The sequence below is a fragment of the Paenibacillus sp. LK1 genome (assembly GCF_002750415.1).
GTDB classification, from domain to species: Bacteria; Bacillota; Bacilli; order Paenibacillales; family Paenibacillaceae; genus Paenibacillus; species Paenibacillus taichungensis.
Window position 1 is genome coordinate 35,202 of sequence record NZ_PEII01000009.1, and the last position, 20,069, is coordinate 55,270.

Annotated in this window: 20 protein-coding genes and 1 other annotated feature; of the genes, 12 read left to right on the plus strand and 8 right to left on the minus strand. The window is 45.4% G+C overall.

Annotation, left to right across the window (positions count from 1 at the left end; genetic code table 11):
• The first annotated feature begins 22 nt into the window (after positions 1-22).
• Positions 23-754, plus strand: coding sequence for a DUF2225 domain-containing protein (locus tag CS562_RS19915; RefSeq protein WP_063566144.1), 732 nt, complete (start codon positions 23-25; stop codon positions 752-754).
• A 17-nt stretch (positions 755-771) separates the two neighbouring features.
• Here CS562_RS19915 and CS562_RS19920 read toward each other — a convergent pair whose 3' ends face one another.
• Positions 772-1,005 (minus strand): hypothetical protein, encoded by a 234-nt coding sequence (locus CS562_RS19920; protein ID WP_099858021.1) that lies wholly within the window; start codon positions 1,003-1,005, stop codon positions 772-774.
• Complete coding sequence (locus CS562_RS19925) at positions 1,002-1,172, minus strand: YycC family protein (protein ID WP_064506463.1); 171 nt, start codon at positions 1,170-1,172, stop codon at positions 1,002-1,004. Before CS562_RS19925 ends, CS562_RS19920 begins: the two co-directional genes overlap by 4 nt.
• A 118-nt stretch (positions 1,173-1,290) precedes the next feature.
• Here CS562_RS19925 and CS562_RS19930 point away from each other — a divergent pair, with 118 nt between their 5' ends.
• The gene (locus CS562_RS19930; RefSeq protein ID WP_099858022.1) at positions 1,291-3,090 is read left to right on the plus strand and encodes a M3 family oligoendopeptidase; all 1,800 of its coding nucleotides are present in this window, start codon (positions 1,291-1,293) and stop codon (positions 3,088-3,090) included.
• A 273-nt stretch (positions 3,091-3,363) separates the two neighbouring features.
• Complete coding sequence (locus CS562_RS19935) at positions 3,364-3,777, plus strand: hypothetical protein (protein WP_063566141.1); 414 nt, start codon at positions 3,364-3,366, stop codon at positions 3,775-3,777.
• Positions 3,778-3,857: 80 nt separating this feature from the next.
• On the opposite strand, the gene CS562_RS19940 is transcribed toward CS562_RS19935, so the two are convergent.
• Together CS562_RS19940 and CS562_RS19945 are read right to left on the minus strand one after the other, a co-directional pair.
• Positions 3,858-4,091: an alpha/beta-type small acid-soluble spore protein gene (locus CS562_RS19940; protein ID WP_076290933.1), complete on the minus strand. Its 234-nt coding sequence runs from the start codon at positions 4,089-4,091 to the stop codon at positions 3,858-3,860.
• A 200-nt stretch (positions 4,092-4,291) separates the two neighbouring features.
• Positions 4,292-5,266, minus strand: a complete 975-nt coding sequence (locus tag CS562_RS19945) for an aldose 1-epimerase (protein ID WP_076290932.1) — start codon at positions 5,264-5,266, stop codon at positions 4,292-4,294.
• A gap of 249 nt (positions 5,267-5,515) precedes the next feature.
• Positions 5,516-5,782, plus strand: a binding site (T-box leader).
• A 64-nt stretch (positions 5,783-5,846) separates the two neighbouring features.
• On the opposite strand from CS562_RS19945, the gene trpS reads away from it, so the two are divergent.
• Positions 5,847-6,839, plus strand: coding sequence for a tryptophan--tRNA ligase (trpS, locus tag CS562_RS19955; protein ID WP_099858023.1), 993 nt, complete (start codon positions 5,847-5,849; stop codon positions 6,837-6,839).
• A 111-nt stretch (positions 6,840-6,950) separates the two neighbouring features.
• Here the strand turns inward: trpS and CS562_RS19960 are convergent, their stop codons facing one another.
• Positions 6,951-7,148: a hypothetical protein gene (locus tag CS562_RS19960; protein ID WP_063566137.1), complete on the minus strand. Its 198-nt coding sequence runs from the start codon at positions 7,146-7,148 to the stop codon at positions 6,951-6,953.
• Positions 7,149-7,268: 120 nt separating this feature from the next.
• Between CS562_RS19960 and CS562_RS19965 the strand changes: the two genes are divergently transcribed.
• The gene (locus CS562_RS19965) at positions 7,269-7,487 is read left to right on the plus strand and encodes an alpha/beta-type small acid-soluble spore protein (RefSeq protein ID WP_017692386.1); all 219 of its coding nucleotides are present in this window, start codon (positions 7,269-7,271) and stop codon (positions 7,485-7,487) included.
• 105 nt (positions 7,488-7,592) lie between these two features.
• Here CS562_RS19965 and CS562_RS19970 read toward each other — a convergent pair whose 3' ends face one another.
• Positions 7,593-8,573 carry a metal-dependent hydrolase gene (locus CS562_RS19970; protein WP_099858024.1) on the minus strand — a complete coding sequence of 327 codons (981 nt, stop codon included), beginning with the start codon at positions 8,571-8,573 and terminating at the stop codon, positions 7,593-7,595.
• Positions 8,574-8,827: 254 nt separating this feature from the next.
• Between CS562_RS19970 and cyoE the strand changes: the two genes are divergently transcribed.
• Positions 8,828-9,757 (plus strand): heme o synthase, encoded by a 930-nt coding sequence (gene cyoE, locus CS562_RS19975; RefSeq protein ID WP_076290929.1) that lies wholly within the window; start codon positions 8,828-8,830, stop codon positions 9,755-9,757.
• 231 nt (positions 9,758-9,988) lie between these two features.
• Positions 9,989-10,600 carry an SCO family protein gene (locus tag CS562_RS19980; RefSeq protein WP_175381119.1) on the plus strand — a complete coding sequence of 204 codons (612 nt, stop codon included), beginning with the start codon at positions 9,989-9,991 and terminating at the stop codon, positions 10,598-10,600.
• Positions 10,601-10,679: 79 nt separating this feature from the next.
• Here CS562_RS19980 and CS562_RS19985 read toward each other — a convergent pair whose 3' ends face one another.
• The gene (locus tag CS562_RS19985) at positions 10,680-11,027 is read right to left on the minus strand and encodes a toprim domain-containing protein (protein WP_024631255.1); all 348 of its coding nucleotides are present in this window, start codon (positions 11,025-11,027) and stop codon (positions 10,680-10,682) included.
• Positions 11,028-11,381: 354 nt separating this feature from the next.
• Positions 11,382-12,557, minus strand: a complete 1,176-nt coding sequence (locus tag CS562_RS19990) for an MFS transporter (protein ID WP_076290927.1) — start codon at positions 12,555-12,557, stop codon at positions 11,382-11,384.
• Between the two features lie 214 nt (positions 12,558-12,771).
• Between CS562_RS19990 and CS562_RS19995 the strand changes: the two genes are divergently transcribed.
• The 5 genes from CS562_RS19995 (at position 12,772) to CS562_RS20015 (ending at position 20,058) form a co-directional block, all read left to right on the plus strand.
• Positions 12,772-13,227, plus strand: coding sequence for an ATPase (locus tag CS562_RS19995; RefSeq protein WP_076290926.1), 456 nt, complete (start codon positions 12,772-12,774; stop codon positions 13,225-13,227).
• Positions 13,228-13,296: 69 nt separating this feature from the next.
• The gene (locus tag CS562_RS20000; protein WP_076290977.1) at positions 13,297-14,394 is read left to right on the plus strand and encodes a transglutaminase family protein; all 1,098 of its coding nucleotides are present in this window, start codon (positions 13,297-13,299) and stop codon (positions 14,392-14,394) included.
• Between the two features lie 105 nt (positions 14,395-14,499).
• A complete protein-coding gene (locus CS562_RS20005; RefSeq protein WP_076290925.1) occupies positions 14,500-16,524 on the plus strand; it encodes a peptidoglycan D,D-transpeptidase FtsI family protein in 2,025 nt (674 codons plus the stop codon).
• A 367-nt stretch (positions 16,525-16,891) separates the two neighbouring features.
• The gene (locus CS562_RS20010; protein WP_246317947.1) at positions 16,892-18,868 is read left to right on the plus strand and encodes a peptidoglycan D,D-transpeptidase FtsI family protein; all 1,977 of its coding nucleotides are present in this window, start codon (positions 16,892-16,894) and stop codon (positions 18,866-18,868) included.
• A 206-nt stretch (positions 18,869-19,074) separates the two neighbouring features.
• Entirely contained in the window at positions 19,075-20,058 is a 984-nt protein-coding gene (locus tag CS562_RS20015; protein ID WP_257219556.1) for a metal ABC transporter solute-binding protein, Zn/Mn family, read from the plus strand.
• Positions 20,059-20,069: the final 11 nt, after the last annotated feature.

Here is a 20,069-nt window from a genome sequence, read left to right on the forward strand (position 1 = left end):
TTATGGGAGAGGGATGGAATGAGTGGAATTAGAGCCTCTGTATAAGGTAAAGGTGAAGTGTCATTATTGCGAGACTGAGTATGATACCTCACGTGTAAGACCAAGCTTAAAACGGCCATATCGGACGGATTCCGATTTTTGCGCGTATTACAAGCGGGAAAATCCGGATTTCTATGTTGTTCGAATTTGTCCTGAGTGTGGATTTGCTTCGACAGAGAATTCGACAGAACAATTAAACGATAAACAGCGCAAGGCTTTTAAGGAGCAGATCGGCAATCGTTGGGTGAAACGAGACTATAGCGGAGCGCGGACACTGGAACAGGCGATGGATTCGTACAAGCTTGGACTGCTTGTTGCGCAGGTTATTCAGGAGAAAGATCGTGTCGTTGCAGGCCTGCTGCATCATATTGCCTGGTTGTATCGGTACATGGAGGATCATACCCAGGAAAACCGTTTTCTTGAATTTAGCCTTGAGGCTTATGTAAAGGTTTATGAACGGGAAGGTACTGGCGGGAATGAAGCCAAGCTTCTTTATCTATTGGGAGAGTTGAACCGCAGAGTAGGTCGATTCCATGAGGCTGTAAAATGGTTCGGCAGGGTTATTCATGACAAGCGCATTACCGATGCAGCCATGATTCGTGCTTCGCGAGAGCAGTGGGCATTACTGCGGGAACAGATGATTTCGAGCAAGCTGGAATTGCCAGATGAAATGATTGAAGCAGACAAAGAGGCTGCGAAACGCAGCCCCATTTGATAAGTGACAGTTGTTCTCTAGTTGCGGACAGGACGACTGGACAGCAGGTAATCACTATCGTTGTCGATCACAGTCATGCTGGCATTACAACAAGGAAAGACCAGTAATTTCTTTTTGCCTTCGCGAATGCGTATAAGCTCCTTTGGTTTGAGTGGCAGCAGTACATTGTTTGCATGGCAGTACGGACATTGCTGTACATAAATGTCCCCCATTACAATATCGTAAGGCCAGCTGTTTTCAAAAGGGATCATTCTTGCTCGCCTTCCGTAGAGGCAGGTTTAGCCGCTTCTTCTTTGGCCAACTCGGCGATTTTCTGCATCAGGATATGCTGCGGCATATGCATCAGATGTTCGAGGGGAACACCCAGAGATTCTGCTAATTTGACGGCTGTGTCAGCCGAGACTTGTAAAGGTTTCATACGATTACCTCCTGAAAATAGCTTAAACTATTTCTCTAGTATAGAGATATAGCGCTTATAAAACCAGTTCTAATTCAAGGTTAATTATCCATTCTACTGAGAGAGGTGCCTTATTTAAATGAAAACACCATTACAACCCGTCTGGGATCTGGAGTCCATTTTTAGTGGAGGTTCTGCCTCTGAGTCATTCGCTGCGTATCTGATTGAGCTGGAGCAGGATGTACGTAAGCTGCAAGCCCTTTTGAAAGATACACCTGCACCCAAGTCTCTGGAAGAAACGAATGCGTTTGATCCGATCCTAGATCTGCTGCAGAGCTGTTATATCCGAATTTCGGAAGGGTCGGCATTTGTGTCCTGTCTTTCTTCACAAAACCAAAAGGATAAAAAAGCAGTTCAGCTTCAGGGAACCATTAGTTCTCTTGCCGCGATGTTGAACAGTACCAAGTCCCATTTCGACAATACACTTAGCCAGACGACAGACTCTGTATGGGAAGCATGGATTGCTCGGGAAGATATTCAGCCGCTTGCCTTCGCACTGAACGAGAGCCGCACGCTAGCTCGTGAGAAACTGTCACCTGAACTTGAAGGTCTTGCGCTCGATCTCGGCGTAGATGGTTACCATGGGTGGGGCAAATTCTATAACACTATTGTAAGCAAGGTGAACATCCCATTTGAACAAAATGGTGAAACGGTGATGTTATCCGCAGGTCAGGCTGCCAATAAGCTGAGCGACAGTGACCGAAATGTGCGCGAGACTGTATTCGCTAACTGGGAACAGGCTTGGACGGATGTCGAAGACTTCTGCGCAGATACATTAAACCATCTCGCCGGTTTCCGTCTCAAATTGTATGAGAAGCGCGGCTGGGATGACATTCTCAAGGAACCTTTGGCGATCAACCGGATGTCGCGCCAGACTCTTGATACGATGTGGGACGTAATTAACGGTGCCAAACCTGCATTGGTTCGATATTTGGAGCGCAAGGCGAAACTGCTAGGTGTAGAGAAACTCAGCTGGAGTGACGTAGATGCACCCGTAGGCAAGTCGGGTGGAAAAGTCACATATGACGAGGCAGCTATCAATATTGTTGATCAATTCGCCAAGTTCAGTCCCAAACTTTCCAAATTTGCAGAGATGGCGTTTGAGAAACGTTGGATCGAAGCAGAGGACCGTGCTGGTAAGCGTCCAGGGGGATTCTGTACGTCCTTGCCACTCAGCAAAGCAACACGTATTTTCATGACCTTCTCTGGGACGCCGTCGAATGTGTCGACACTTGCTCATGAACTTGGTCACGGATATCATCAGCACATTATGGAAGAACTGCCAGCCTTGAATCAACGCTACGCCATGAATGTGGCGGAAACGGCATCTACCTTTGCTGAGCTGATTGTAGCCGATGCTCTGGTTCAAGCAGCAACGGATGAGCAAGAGAAGCTAGCTCTGCTTGAAGACAAGATTCAACGAAGCGTTGCGTTCTTCATGAATATTCACGCTCGTTTCCTGTTCGAAAATCGGTTCTATGAGCAACGCAAACAAGGGTTGGTGAATGCAGATGAGTTGTCCAAACTGATGGTGGAAGCACAGCAAGAAGCGTTCTGTGGTGCACTTTCATCCGATCATCCGCATTTCTGGGCATCCAAGCTGCATTTCTATCTGACAGGTGTACCATTCTACAATTTCCCGTATACGTTCGGGTATATGTTCAGTGCAGGCATATACGCCAGAGCGCAGGAGGAAGGTACGGCATTTGCCGATAAATACGATGATTTGCTGCGAGATACGGGCCGAATGACGGTAGAAGAACTGGCTCAGAAACATCTGGGTACAGATCTTACACAACCTGATTTCTGGCAAAATGCAGCGAACCTGGTCATTGCCGATATTGATCAATTTCTTGAGATGACAGAATCCGCAAAATAGTATTCCTATATATGTAATGAGGCTGCAATCCTGTGTAAATGTACACGGGATTGCGGCCTTTTTTAGTGTTTTTTAAAGCTAAGCTCTCGCTAAATATTTTGTCGCAATTGAGAGAAATAACTCGCTAAAAGCACGCAAAATGGCAATTAATTGTGCAAATTATAGTCATAATTACCCAAGTTTGTTTGACTTTGTTGAATGACCACATTTGTTGTCATATAATGAGTCGTAAGTCCTTGTTTTGTAGGATGAAGTGCATAAAGGAGGAGCGTTATGGTAAAAATTGACCAGCTTTCATTAGCACGACAGTTGGATCTGGTGTTCAAAGAGCTTGATCATGAATTATCAGGGTTAGATTCAGGTGTAGTTTTTGTGCAAATACGAAATAATGTAATTGGAAAGTTTGGGATTCGACATAATCCGATAACCGGACGTGACGGTCAAATGGAAGTGGAGGACGGTGGGCTAAATGAAACCCAACGCTCTTCTTTCCGCGCAATGGCACTGGAAACTTTGAAATTCAAGCGAAATTGGACTCATGGAGAAATTGCATATGATTTTACAGTAAGACAAGGCATGATTTTGGTTGATGCCACGATGGAGTCCAACTATAATATGGCGAACCTGATGATTCGTTATCCAAGAACCAATACATACATGGATTCAGGCATGGAGTCGTCTTCATAATTGTGAAGAGCACACAGGAAAGCGGCACTTCCGAGGAAGGCCGCTTTTTGTTCTTGCATATGCGAGCACGAATTACGAGCTTACGAACGACCCGATAATTGCTGCTCAGCGATTTGGACCAGACGTTTAGTGATGTAACCACCCAGAGAACCTGTCTCACGGGAAGTGTAGTTACCATAGTAACCGTCTTGGGGAATTGTTACACCCAGCTCTTGTGCAGCTTCAATTTTCAATTGTTGCAAAGCTGCAGTTGCTTGAGGAACAACCAGATTGTTTGAAGAATTTCTGCTTCCTTGGTTTTGACCTCCGTACATGTGTGTCACCTCCTTATGGCTTGGTGATGTTAGTATGGTTAGAGAATGAGGAAATATGCATGATATGGCGTAAGGGAAAATTTGGATATAAAAGATAAGATATAACATGAAAAAAGCCGACCCAGTATGGATCGGCTACATAGAATAAAAGGAAAAAGTAGGAGCTATGTCCCATAGAAGTCGCCCGAGAGTACAAGATTCTACTCGGTTGGCGGAACAATCTCAATACGTGTGAAAAGTTCAACGGGCTGTTCTGGTTCCAGACGAATCAGTCCCGTTTGCTCGTCTGTTAAATTTAAATTGGGTGCATCAGGAAGCCAGGTATACGGTTCAATGCATAGAAATTGATCAGATTCTCCCTTTGTAAAGAGGACCCAATGTTTGAAATATGCTTCATCCGCTGAATATTTAAGCGTGTATCCATCCTGCCTGCGCAAGTGAGCTACTGCTGGTTGCCCATCGGCAGCTTTCAAAAGGGTATCCCAGTTTCGTCCTTGCATGTTCATACCTTCGTTCAATGAAGACCATTCTCCGAGAGATTCAATCTCACCTGTAGGCAGTTGTTCTTCATTCTGAGCGTAAATTCCGGACACAGGAAGTTGAAGTGACCATTCGGCAGGTTTACCGTCAAGCAGAAACCATGTATGATATCCCATTCCAAAAGGAGCAGGAGTAGAGCTCAGATTGGTCACACGCAGACGCTGGCTTAACACCGCGTTTTGAAGTCTGAACGTCATCTCAAGCTTCAAAGGAATTGGAAATTGAGCCATCCAATGCTCTTCATTTTCAGTTAATAATTCCGTTGTAATTGCACAGCCATCTTCATCTTCTTCGATGTCGCTGACACACCAGGACTGGCTGCGGTGGAGGCCGTGAATATGGTTGTCATTGGCCGTATTCTGATCGAATTGGTAATGAACTCCCTCATATTCGAATTGTCCTCGATGAATGCGGCCTGGCGGAACAAGAAGCGGAACGCCGAAGTGATACGGCTTCTGTAAATAAAAGGCAAGTTCATCTTCTTCCGGACTGCGAACGACATCGCGGCCCTGCACCAGATCGCGAATCGAGATAATATTATTTCCAAGACGCGGCAGCAGGGTAATCTCCAATTCACGGCTATGTAGGATATACGTGTCGTAACCATTCCATTGGCCTTTGGTCACTTGTTTCATATCGATGCTCCTTTTCCCACTTGAAATCTGTCTGCAAACGGCCATTCCTATATGCCGTTGCAGGCGTGTCATTGTGTACATGCCATTTATCCCATTAGCATACCGAATGAATGCTGGTGATTAGGATAAGCAATTCCATCATAACAGATTTCAGTGAAGTGGGTAAAAAAAGCTATTCCCATTTTGACATTCTGGTCCGCGCGGATTAAGATGGTATTCTGAACGATGCGTTTTATCCAATGAATGATAATCAAAGCGATGACAGGGACAAGTAAGCTAAGAGAACTCTCTTCAGAAAGCCGGTGGATGATGTGAACCGGTGTGAACTCTTTACCGAATGGACCCTTGAGTGCTGGCTTGAACAGGCAATGTCTGAAGTTTGGACTACCCTTAGTAGAATCGGACGTATACTCCACGTTACGGAGAAATGAAGGCATTTCTTCTACATGATCTAATTAGGTCTAGAGGAATGGAGAAATGCGAATAAGGGTGGCACCACGGTCTCACGTCCCTTGCGGATGTGGGCCTTTTTGCGTTCGCGGAGAATTAGGAACAAACAAATAGGGAGGCGTTATGTGAAATGAAAACAGTACTTTCGGGAATTCAGCCGAGTGGCAAGCTCACATTGGGTAACTACATCGGAGCAATTAAAAACTTTGTGAAATTGCAGCATGACTACCAATGTCACTTCATGGTGGTTGATCTCCACGCTGTAACGGTAGCTCAAGAGCCAGCAGCGCTGCGTGAGCAATCTGAGGCGGTAGCTGCCTTGTTTATCGCAGCTGGAATCGATCCTACGAAATCCAATGTATTTCTGCAATCCCATGTACCGCAGCACGCGGAATTGGGCTGGTTGATGACTACACTGACATCGATGGGCGAGCTCGAACGCATGACTCAGTTCAAGGACAAATCATCTGGTAAAGATTCCGTTGGCGCTGGGCTGTTTGTCTATCCTTCATTAATGGCTGCTGATATTTTGCTGTATAATGCTGATCTTGTGCCAGTTGGCGAAGACCAAAAGCAGCATCTGGAATTGACACGTGATCTGGCGGGACGCTTTAACCATCGTTATGGTGAGTATTTCACGATTCCAGACCCGTATATTCCACAGGTGGGTGCTCGGGTAATGTCACTGGATGATGCTTCTTCCAAAATGAGCAAAAGTAATCCCAATGCAGGCAGCTACATTGCCTTGCTTGATCCGCCAGATGTGATTCGCAAAAAAATTAGCCGTGCCACAACCGATTCCGGTCGTGAAGTTGTATATGATCCGGCAAACAAACCTGAAGTCAGCAACCTGATGAGTATCTATGCTGAATGCGCAGGTCTGTCATTGAAAGAAGTAGCGGAGCGCTATGAAGGCAAAATGTATGGTCCATTCAAAAAAGAACTGGCTGAAGTGGTCGTATCTGTTATTGAACCTTTACAAGAACGGTATCGTGAGATTCGTGAGTCTGGCGAATTAGCTGACATCCTGGAAACTTCAGCTCGTCGCGCAGAAGCGGTGGCTTCCCAGACACTTCATGCAGTTAAAGAACGTATGGGGTTTGTTCCTAGACGTACGTTGTAGTAGGACGAGGCAAGTAACTTAAAGTAAATGAATTATTCACATAATAAAGAGGAGCTCTGATGGGGCTCCTCTTTAATTATCGTTTCGTACTATCCTATGAAGTTTACCGGGTCAAGAGGCTGTTTCCGAAGTGGTACGTGCTTCACGACGCTCTTTCTTTGCGCGAATAACAAATCCCCAGCCGATGTTGGCAACGGACACGACAAACAGCAACGTAGCCAACCAGCCGGAGTAAGAGATCATAATCGCCGTAACCGCTAACAACATAATCGAAGAGAATGCAAACCATAGCGATAAACCTTTGCTCATTGGGAAAAACCTCCATATAGAAATTTGATGAAATTCCGTATAACCTGAAGCGCACGAGCCATAATAATCTTGCAAGCTTGCAATTACATTACAGACACAGATTGAAGGGAGATTTTAAATATGGCTCAAGGATCTCGTTCTAACAACTTGGTGGTACCTCAAGCAAACTCAGCATTGCAACAATTGAAAATCGAAGCTGCACAAGAACTGGGTGTAACTATCCCACAAGACGGTTACTACGGTAACTACACTTCCCGTGAGACAGGATCTCTGGGTGGGTACATCACCAAACGTCTGGTACAAATCGCTGAGCAGTCTCTGGCTGGGTCTGGCAAATAATTATTATAACCAAAAAGCAACAAGCAGAAGCCCGGAGCGGAAACGCTCCGGGCTTTCTCGCGCATTCGTTCCTATGTCTGATTGTGCCCTTCCATGCACCTTTCGTCAAGAGCGTGCGGATAAAAGTTTTTTATTCATTTTCTCGTCACTTAACCAGCCGACATACGTATCAATCGTTTCGAAATTTCGATCCATAACGACTACAGCGACAAATGGGTACTGTTTGCGGTGTCGATAACGCACATCCGCCCAGCGAACCTTGTATCCTGCTGGTAATTCTTCCACCTCTGCAACAGCATAGGAGGTGAAGTACAGAAACGCAGTGACTTCAGGAGAGTTGCGTGAGGCGGCGACAGCCGCGTGAGTAGACGATGAAGCATGGAGATTCCAGGTTAAGACGGAATGGTCCATTTTGCCAATCTCATAACTGCCGTCTTCAAATCTTTTCACTACATGCCATCGGTACCAGGATATTGTTGGGATGACCATGTAATGAGCCTTAGAATTATTTTTGTCGAGTCGTTTCACCTGTCTAACAGCCATAGCACGTGCTATTGTCCGCCATACATAATACAAGCCAATCAAAATATACAGTGAAACAAAGAGTGGAGCAGGGGCGATCAGATCGAAGGCCCATAACAATATGGCCAGCACATGTGTGGTAAACAGAAACGGATCAAAAATATGAATGATGTTCCAGGCAATCCAGCGTTCTGTAAAAGGCCGTGCTGCCTGAGTTCCATAGGTATTGAACAAATCGGTAAAAACGTGAACGCCAACGGCGACAGCAGTCCAAGCCGCGACGTGTCCAACAGCGACACCCGGGAAGATCAGTGCAATGACACCGGTGATGAGCAGTACCCATAACAGGAGAAATGGCAGTGAATGGGACATACCCCGGTGATTCCGGATGTAGAGCGAGTTGCTTTTGAGACGTAACGCAGTATCGATGTCAGGAGCCTGCGAGCCTGCAATGGTTCCAACCATGACCGCAGCTGCGAGCATGGGACTCGTCGCGACAACAGGATCGACATAAGCCAGACCGGCCAAACCAATCCCCATGACAAAATGTGTAGAAGTATCCATAAACGTCTCCTTTGTGTGGTGTATCGTTAATGCGAGTTGCTTCTCTATCTAGGTGATACCCATATATAGTGTATATTATCCGCCTACCGGGAAGCAAAACACCCTAATTTCCAAAGATATGACAAGAACCTGCTCAATTGACAGCAATTGTACGAGCATTGTCAAACTATTTTTCCTTTTCCTGTGATAAACTTTATATCGGAGGCGAAAGAGAGAAACCTCCATGAGATCAAGAAGAAGGGGGATTCACAAGCGTGGACAATCCATTGAGATACCAGGCTTCTTCCGATTCGGCAACACGATCTGCGCCTCCGATGAAGTCAGGGACGTGGAAAGATTTTATCCATATTACGAAACCAGGCATTCTTCGAACCAACCTTATTGCGGTTTTTGGTGGCTTTTGGCTTGCATCCCAGTGGGACGTCAACTACGGCAAAATGCTGCTGACCCTGCTTGGAACGGTACTGATTATGGCTTCTTCTTGTGTATTTAACAATTACTTTGACCGTGAACTTGATCTCAAAATGGAACGTACCCGCAACAGGTCCTTGCCAACAGGACGTTTAACACCCAAAGTCGTTTTATCCTATGCCATTATTTTGGGTGTGATTGGATTATCCGTACTCTTTTCCTTCTCCGGGGTACTTGCCGGATTATGCGGCATTTTTGGCATGTTTGTCTATGTGATTATGTACACCCTTTGGTTAAAACGTTCGTCGACATGGAGCACCTCCATTGGCGGTCTGTCTGGTGCAATGCCACCAGTCATCGGTTATGTCGCAGTAACTGGACGGATGGATCTTGGTGCATGGCTGCTTCTGGCCATGTTGTTTTTATGGCAGCCTCCACACTTCTGGGCGCTCGCGATCCGTAGGGTGGAAGATTATCGGGCTGGTGGATTTCCGCTATTACCGGTGGTAAAGGGTATTGAACGGACCAAGATTCAGATGATTCCTTATCTGGTTTTGCAAATCTTTGTCCCAGTTCTCATGTATGCTTACGGGTATGCAGGAATTTTCTATCTTACCGTTTCACTGATACTTTCCGTGCTGTGGCTGTACTACGCACTTAAAGGCTTTCGTGCACAAAATACAGATGCCTGGGCCAAAAAGGTATTCCTTTACTCCATTAACTATCTATCTTTGAGTTTTATATTGATGATTCTGGATACAGTGCACAAATGAGCAGCATGAAATGCTTTAATAAACATTAGATGGGCACGGGTCCGTGGAACAGCTACAATAACAAGGGGGCCCATTGTCGGTTGGGTTCTTGGTATACATATGCATCAAAGTAGTATGGGAATGAGGAAAAGTCATTAAAAACACGATTCAAGTCCATGAATTTTATAGAGAACTGCTTCAACTTTTATGTATGCGTATTCATATGATCTGATATCGGAAGGGACGATAATGATGCTGAAAAAGTATAAATGGACATGGATGCTGTTAGGGCTTGCACTAATTATGGCGGTGTATTTAATGTGGGGCACCGTATTTGCCAGCAAGGAAAAGTTACCCGAAATTCGGGAGATTCAATCCTTTTCGATGGAAAATGTGGATGGAAGTACAGTATCTCTGGATGATACCAAAGGCAAGGTACGTTTGTTCTACTTTTATTTCACCAGTTGTCCGGATGTGTGCCCAATTACGACGTTTACGTTATCCCAGGTGCAGGATCTGTTGAAAGAGGACGATACCTTTGGCAAGGATGCCTCATTTGTATCTATTTCGTTTGATCCAAAAGTGGATACCAAGGAGAAGATTAAGGAATTTGCAGATCGATTCCACGCGGATTATGAAGGCTGGTACTTCTTGCGGGGGGATATGGATCAAACGAAGGAGCTCGCCAGGGATTCATTCCAGATCCTCATTGAGGGTGAGAACAAGGATGATTTTGCCCACATGAACATGATTGGATTGGTGGATCGGAATAACCAATTGCGTAAGGTATACAATGCGTTTAATACAGAGGATGTTGAACCAGCAGTCATTGCGGAAGACATTCGCAATCTGATCAAGGAATAAAGATGCGTTCATTATAATCGCCAAATAAAGAGGCTGCTTCCTGGGTTGAATGAATACCCGGCGAGCAGCCTCTTACGGTTTAAAACGATGGGAATTCAGGATATTGGATATACGATTCCAATCCGGCTTTCTCCAGCTGGGCGATGATGTATTCATCGGGAGTTCCCTCTACACCCGCATAACCACGTCGTGTATACATCTGTACTGCATCCGGGAAGGCATCTCGTAGCACACCCCTGATTTTTTTGCCCGAACTGTCATTATCCATAAATAAGTAGACCTCATCGTAACCAACCTGTTTGCGCAGCGACTCAAGCTTGAGAGAATTCAGTGTTCCAAATGTGCACAAAATGTTGATTTCGGGTCCTACAAGACGTTTTAGTTTGCTGCGGTCGTTTTTACCTTCCACAATGACATGAATAGGCATCATATTCACCTCTTGATCGAGAGCTTATGTCGACATTCCCCGGGAAATGTTGCAGCGGAAATCGACTGGATTATATAAAATGGACTTTCTAATTTTTACACGAGTGACTACGTTGACAGAAACATCTTTGATTTCTAACTTTCAGCAACAGTGGCTGTTCCGTTTACGGATCGTCCATTCCTAATGAAGATATTTAAGAAGAGATCTTGAAGATGAAGAAGTCGCCTTGTTCGTGTGTAAAACATCAGTCCATTTTATATAGTTTAGCTGTAAATGGGGGAATGATGCAAAGCCAAGAAAAATACTAGCCTTTCTGTTGTCAAAGAGTACGGATAGTAGATCATTCTGATACGGTTAACCCAGTATGCTTTTAGGATCAGATAGGGAAGCTTCGCGTCTGGCTGTGAAATAAGGGAGCAGCATAATGCCGATCATCAATAATACAAAAGCAATGAAATACGGCGATAAACCCACACGAAGCTGTCCTGCTGTGATTGGGCCGATGAAAGAACCGATGGAGGTAGCAATGGATTGCAATGAGAAGATACGACCCAGCTTGTTTCCACCGCTTAAATGAATAAAGAGTGTTGCCATGGCTGGGAAAATAATGCCTTTGGACATCCCCAGAACGAAAAGCACGGAAGACAACGGAATCTGTGGTATCGCCGCCATAGCAAAGAAACATAAAGACATCAGCAGCACACCTGCAATCAACCGCAGTTTGGGAGAATAACGGTTGAGAAATAGCATGCTCAGGGTAAATAGTGCTCCAATACTGATAATGGAAAACAAAAGTCCGGTAGACATCATGGACGAATGTCCGCCTCCACGCAGTGGCAGTTCAAAAAACAGAATTCCTTGGGCACAGGCAATGACAAGGGGTAGAGCAAAGTACCGCCAGGATACGGGCAGGAATTTTCTTTTTTCTTCAACCAGGTTGCTAGGCATGGCGGGCTCGGTCACTTTTTCGTGCTGAACTTCAACGAGGCCTTTGGGCATGGATAACCATGCGATAACACCAGACAGTATGAGCAGATAACCGAGACTTGCAAAGGTGGCCGAAAATCCTAAAGCTCCCACGATCAATGCGCCTGCGGCGGGGGACACCACGGATGCCAGCGTATGTACAACGCCATGGCCTGACATGTACTTACCTTGCTTGATTGGATCACTTGACAGCTGCGCAAGCAATGCGAGACAGGCCGGAGAGAGAAAAGCAAGTACAAACCCGCTGATGGAGCGCAGGGCGAGCAGCTGCCATGGCGTATGGATTTGTGCCTGGATAAGCAAAATGATGCCTGCACCCAGTAAACTGAATACAATGTAACGACGACTGCCATGTTTGTCGATTTGGGTTCCGGCAATCAGATTGCCTGGGAGATGAGTCAAGGAATAGATGCCCATCATCCAGCCGATGAAGGTCGGGGCTGCCCCGAGCGAGATAGCGAAAGGGGTCAAGATTGGATACTGCGCGTGCAGATCAAAAACAGCAAGGAACAAAAATAGATATAGCCAGATGGCCGTTTTCACATAAGCCCCTCCTTGTTAAGCGATGCATGTTCAATAACTGGTCATGATGTGTTCCCCGTTCCTTGGACAGAACCTCATGGTACTACTTGTACGCCCGGCGGGACGAACTTAGACCGTTTATTTTTACATAGGAGGCTTAGCTGACAGCAGCTTCGGAAATCATGTATAATATTCGGGAGTGTTAATAATCAACTCTAATACGGAAGGTGTAGTCATGAACATAGAAGTAATCAAAGAGTTTGTGATGCAGAACTGGCTGGTGATTGTGGTTGCGTTGATCATTTTGTTCTTTGTTCTGAACGTGGTCAAAACCGTATTGAAATGGGCGATTGCCATCATCATTATTGCGGCTCTACTGATATACAGCGGCATCTCCATTGATCAGATCAAACAGACAGTTACTGACGTTCAATCAAGTACGATGGACACATTGAAGAAGGAAGCGACCAGTATGATGCTCAAAGAAGCTTCCAAAGCAACATACACCAAGGGACAGGATGGGGCATTTACCATCACAAGCCCCAATGTGGAGATTAAGGGTAGAACGAATTCGGATAAAGTCGATGTTACATTCCGGGGGATCTCCGTGGGTGAATGGAAGGTCGACAATGAAACGATACGAACTTTTGTCAAACAGGCACAGGAGAACGGAACAGCACCGGCTTCGTAGTAAAGGAGGAATGAATACGTGCTGCAAAGTTGGCTGGATAGTCTGAAAGAATTCAATGGCATAACGATTATGCTGCTGCTGATTGTGGCCGCTTCATTGCTTCAGGGGTGGTCCAGAGGTGCTTCGCGTTCGGCAGGAAGACTCTTTGGATTCCTCATGGATGGCATTATGGCGGTCATTGGTATTTTGTTATCTATTGGTTTAACCTTATGGCTTGCGCCATATGTTCAGCAATGGTTATCTGTGCATGCGGCAGACATGCCTAACCGTGAATTGAACCGATGGGAGCAGATGTATTATACATTGATTACGGCCATTGCTGATTTTCCGCTGATGCGGTTTGCCGTGTTGTTTGTGATTAGTTATGGCTTCATCCGATTGGTTCTCGGATTGCTCTCTTCCCTTATTTTCAGCAGAAGATACAGTTCGGCAGAGCAAGAGAGCAGACCCAAAGGATTTTTCAGCCGTATTACGGGTGCTGTGATTGGTACAGTTATTGGCTCCGTCCGCGGGATGATTGTGATTGCCGTATTGTTCATGATTGTCAGTCTCTATCCGGGCAGCATGTTTAGTCGCTATGTAGAGGCTTCACCTATTTATATGCAAGGAGCCAAATCTGTTATAGAGCCATTATCAGGTACATTCATCAAGGACAAGTTGCCCGTATTTACGCAAGCCGTGCAAAAGGAACTTGGGGCGATCCTGCAACGCAAATATGAAGTCATTGACCATAACATTCCGGCGGATATTGAATCTGCGGCAAAAGAAATTGTGAAAGGTCAAACGACAGATGAAGCCAAAGCCAGGGCATTATATGACTGGGTAGGTTCTCGCATTCAATATGACTATGGCAAAGTGGATGACTATGAGCAAAAGGGCATATGGCACGAGCAGACGCCACAAAATACATTTGATACACGTCAAGGCGTATGTATCGATTACGCTCGTCTATATGCGGTCATGGCTCGTTCACAGGGTCTCGAAGTCAAAGTGGTTACAGGGCTTGGTTATAACGGGCAGGGTGGATATGGTCCGCATGCCTGGAATGAAATATATTTGAGTGATTCGGAAAGCTGGATTCCGCTTGACCCCACTTGGGCGATTAGTGGCGATTGGTTCAATCCTCCTAACTTTGCCGATACCCATCTGAAAGATCAATCAGCTTAACATTACGCCGGACATGGGTCCGGGAGATGACGACGTTGCCAGGTTATCATGCCGAGGCTGTACAGCCTGGACGGTATGCATCAAGTCATGAAAGAGGTAGGATGAATGAACAATCATTCAAAAGAGAAGGACGAACTTACGGACAAGAGGCGCTTCAGTTACCGGATGAACGTATTTTTCTTCGCTTCCTTTGTTATTTTTAGCGTTATTATTGTACGTTTGGCGTTTTTGCAATTCGTGGAAGGGCCTGAGCTCAGTCAGGAGGAAGCGAGCAACATTACCAAAGATGTACCGCTCGCTCCCGTGAGAGGAACCATCTATGATTCCACGGGCGAGGTGAAGTTGGCTTACTCCAAGCCGATTCAATCCTTGTATCTGACTTTATACAAAAACTATGGGGATGTGGATGGCAAGCCTAATCCGAATATAGCGGAAGTGGAGGACATCGCCACCCGGCTGCATGATGTTTTTGAGCAGTATAAGAAAAAGGATTCCGAGGCCCTTACGGTCGACAACATCTTAGAAGCAATGGACCTCAATTCGCGCAAAGCGAATGGGTTCATGCCACGTCTGATCAAGAGTGATCTGTCCGATGAAGAAGTGGCTTATTTCCTGCAGCACAAGGATGAATTCAAGGGAATTCAGATTGTAGAGGAAAGTGTGCGTTACTATGATCCGGATACGGTAGCCGTTCAGACGATTGGTTATCTCAAAAAGTTCAAAAGCTCCAAAACATTGGATAAATACAAAGAGGTTGATGAGGCCAATAAAAAGCAAACGGACCCAGGTCTTGTATATACCGAGAATGAGTTTGTTGGCTTTGATGGACTGGAACTGCAATATCAGGATGTTCTGCGGGGAAAAAGTGGTTATAACTCCGTTGATGTTGACTTGCGGAATTTGCCTGAAGGTGTAGCGGGCTCTACCCCACCCGAAAAAGGGTACGACCTGATTACAACGATTAACAAAAATGTTCAGGTGAAGACAGAACAGGCGATACTGGATCAACTAAGCTGGCTGCATACACATCCAGTTTCAGGTAAGCTGCATCCGAATGCCAAAACAGGTTTTGCGGTAGCTATGGAAGTGGATACAGGGAAGATTGTTTCGATTGCCAGTATGCCAGATTATGACACGAATATCTGGAGAACGGGTAGTATTAGCAACGATCAATATGATGACATCAAGTATGTATATCAAAATGGTACAATTCGCTCGTTCCCGCCCGACGATTCTAAAAAACGAGCTGAATCTATCGTATTACTCGGTTCAACGATTAAACCGCTTAGTGTATTGATCGGTTTGAAAGAAGGATTTTTCACAACAAATACGGTGTATTCAGACCGTGGTTCAACGACTTTCGGTGGAGATAACCGTAGAGTACAGAACTCATCGGGACACGTGTATGGGTCGTTAACTCCCCATGATGCGATTCGACATTCCTCGAACGTGTTCATGATTGATGAGATTGGCAAGAAGCTTTACTCCCAATATGGCGCAGAGGGAATCAATGTTTGGGATAAATACATGAAGCAGTTCGGTCTGGGTGTATCCACTGGGATTGATCTGCCGAATGAATTCTTGGGTATTCGGGATTATATGAACACCGATGAAAGTTCACTAACTCGACTTGTTTATGGCTCCTTTGGACAACAAGGGAAATATACAACGATGCAGCTGGCACAGTATGCTACGATGCTAGCGAATAAAGGAAAACGCATGGAGCCACAATTAGTCAGTGAGTTCCGTGATTCGGAAGGCAATGTGGTTGAGAAAATGAAACCGAAAGTGCTCAGCACAGTCGATTTTAATGATGCTTACTGGAATGAAGTACAGCGAGGCATGGCAACCGAAGTAACGGCATTTAGTGGATTCCCTTATGACTTTGCAAGAAAAACAGGTACATCCACACAGTTAGTCGGAGGCAAATTGGTGGATAACGGGGTATTTATTGCTTACGCTCCACGCAACAATCCGAAGCTGGCTGTAGCCGTGGTTATTCCTGAAGGGGGCTTTGGTTCGAGCAGTGCCGCCCCTGTTGCACGTGCGATCTTCGACGCATATGACGAGGAGTTTGGTCTGGACGGTGTACCGAAGAAAGATAAAAATAAGGAATCAGATACACAGTAATGTAAGTCGTTGATTTCAAAAGAAGGGACCCTTTTAAGGGTCCTTTTTACGTTTGCCAGGACTAAAAGGCCACTTTCCCACAAGCTGCTGCATATCAGTATGTAACAAACATTGTGCATGCCACGTTATATAAGAGAATGAAAATTTATTTCAAAAGTAAAGAGATTAACGATATGTCTGTATTGACATCGTTTCGAAAGTATCACCATATGTCTATTCTGTTTACGAAAATGTAACCAAAATCTGGAGGACATGGCAGTTGACCTTTGATAGACTTGTAAAAGGAAAGGTATGTTACATGAACCGATTGATGCAATATGCGTGATAGATGAATCTACTTTTACATAAGAACGGAGAGGCTTATCCCATGTTTAACCGATTGAGGAAAAAGAAAATGTCCAATGAAGATACACCAGTCAACAACAAGCCGTCTAGTGTAAGAATGAATGTGTTTTTTTTCGCTGCGTTTGTGATATTCAGTATCCTCATTTTCAGGTTAGCCTTTGTGCAATTTGTGGAGGGACCTGAACTGACCTATATGGAAACCAGCCGAAATACTAAAGATATTCCGCTCGCTCCTGTTCGTGGGCCAATCTACGATGCGACAGGGGAAGTCGCGCTGGCTTATTCGGAGCCTGTGCAGTCCCTCTATGTATTGTTGTATGAGGATTATAGAAATGATGACCGCAAGCAGGAGGCACAGGAACTCGCAGATGAACTGGCGGCTGTGTTTAAACAGTTTAATCCGGGGGACAAAGAACAACCCGATGCAGAAGAGATCTTAAAACGCTTGGATCTGGAATCTCAGAAGGCACATGGGTATACTCCTCGTCTGGTGAAATCTGATCTCAACATGAAAGAAATTGCTTATTTTATGGAGAAAAAGGCCGAATATCCAGGTGCTATGGTTCTTGAGGAAAACGTAAGAAAGTATGATCCAGATAGGGTAGCAGTTCAGGTGATCGGATATACACGAGAGTTCAAGGGCCAACAGGACAACTTGGATAAGTATAGAGAAATCAGCAAATCTGAAGCAACAGAACGCGACCCGGGATTGCGCTATACTCAGCAAGAAAAAGTTGGAGTTGATGGCCTTGAATTTCAATATCAGGAGGAGCTTCGTGGGCGTAGCGGCTACCAATCCATTGATATTAATTTGCGTAATTTGCCAGAGGGTACGATGCAACAGACTCCGCCGGAGAAGGGATACAGTCTGGTCTCCACAATCAATAAGGAAATTCAGATGGCAGCACAGCAGGCAATAACGGATGAATTGCGTAAGCTTCCGAAAGCCGTTACGGGATATGCGGTAGCCATGGAAGTGGATACTGGCAATGTAGTGGCTATGGCGAGTATGCCCGATTATGATCCGAATGACTGGGATTATGACAAGATCAAGTACGTTTATCGCAACGGAACGATGGCTTCCTTCCCGCCGGACGATTCGAAAAAACATACTGAATCCGTTGTACTGCTAGGTTCCGTAATCAAGCCACTCAGTGTATTGATTGGATTGAAAGAAGGACTATTTACGACCGGGCAGACCTATCCCGACCAGGGATATGCCATTTTGGGGAAAGACGGGAGAAAAGTGAGGAACTCCCATTCTGCATATAATGGCAATATTACAGCGAGACGGGCTATTGAGAAATCTTCCAATGCCTTTATGATTGATATGGTTGGCAAAAGACTTCTAAATAAATATGGCTCGGATAAAGGGCTTGATGTTTGGCACGAGCACATGCAGGAGTTTGGCTTGGGTGTATCAACTGGTGTTGACTTGCCTGGTGAATTCTTGGGCAGACTTGAGTATAAAAACAAAGATGAATCGGCTCTTACACGTCTTGCTTTTGCCTCATTTGGTCAGCAAGGTAAATATACAACGCTTCAACTTGCACAATATACCACGATGCTTGCTAATAAGGGCAAACGAATGGAACCTCATTTGGTGAAGGAAATCCGTGATGCCGATGGCAATGTGGTCAAAAAAATCAAACCAAAAGTGTTAAACGAGGTTGATTTTGCGGATGTATACTGGAATGAAGTGCATAAGGGCATGGTCACCAGAGTGAGTTCGTTTGAAGGGTTCCCCTACGATTATGCGAGAAAAACAGGAACCTCGGAGCAGGGAACAGGACCGAACAAAAAGGAAAACGGTGTATTTATCGCATTTGCACCACGGGATAATCCGAAGTTGGCTATAGCGGTTGTTGTGCCCGAAGGTGGCTTTGGATCGGTCAGTGCGTCTCCGATTGCACGTAAAATTTTCGATGCTTACGATGAAGTGTATGGCCTTGATGGGACTCCAAAAGGGAAGAAAGATCAGGGGAAAGATACAGAGTAGCGATGAAGTAGCTCAAAGAAAATAGGACAGAAGATAAGCGAGAAAGAAAACAGGTTAATTAAATCGCCAAAATACTCATTGGGACAGGCAGGGGAAATTATCCCTTGCCTTTTTATTTTGCATCAGCTAAAATTTGCACAAGGGAAACATTATTAGTCTTGTGTAAATTTTAATACCTTGTACAACAAAATTAGATGAGGACAATTATGTTAGGAGAGGGAAAGGGGCGGTTTGGATTGTTGATGGTGAAGATGAGGAGCATTCAGAGAGGGTTAATGACACTGACAGCTGTTGTTCTGGTTATCGTGCTAACAGCGTGCTCAAGTGCAGCGGAAACAGGAGGTAGTGAAGGGAAGGTACAGGTTACAGCAACAACAGGCATGATTGCGGATGTAGCGCGTGAAGTCGGCGGGGCATATGTTGATGTTACCGGGCTAATGGGCCCAGGGGTAGATCCTCACTTGTACAAGGCTTCGCAGGGAGATATTCGGAAGCTGGAGCAAGCGAAGGTTATCTTCTATAACGGGCTGCATCTCGAAGGAAAAATGACAGACATCTTGGAGAAAATGTCCAAGAGCAAAATAGTAACAGCTGTCACGGAGAACATTCCGGTGGATGAATTGCGATCAGGGGAAGATACAGGCGGAACGGAATATGATCCACACGTCTGGTTTGATGTCAGCCACTGGATGCATGCCGCAGAAGCTGTGCGCGATACACTCATGGAAGCAGACCCTGAACACGCAGAAGAATACAAGGTACAGGCGGAGCAGTATCTAACAAAACTGGAGGCATTGGATTCCGAGGTGCGGGAAAAAATCCAGGAGATACCGGAAGCCAGTCGGGTATTGGTTACGGCGCATGATGCCTTTGGATACTTCGGCCAAGCTTATGACATGAAAGTGATGGGGCTCCAAGGAATCAGTACAGCAGCTGAGTATGGAGCGAGGGATGTCAGTGAGTTGCGAGATTACCTTGTGGAAAATAATATCAAAGCGGTATTTGTAGAATCCAGCGTACCGGCAAAAGCGATGGAAGCGATTATTGCTGGGGCAGCCGAAAAAGGACATACCGTAAGTATTGGTGGTGAACTGTTCTCGGATGCAATGGGTGCTGAGGGAACAGAAGAAGGAACGTATATCGGTATGATCCGCCACAACACTCAGACGATTGTAGAAGCTTTAAAATGATAAACGATATG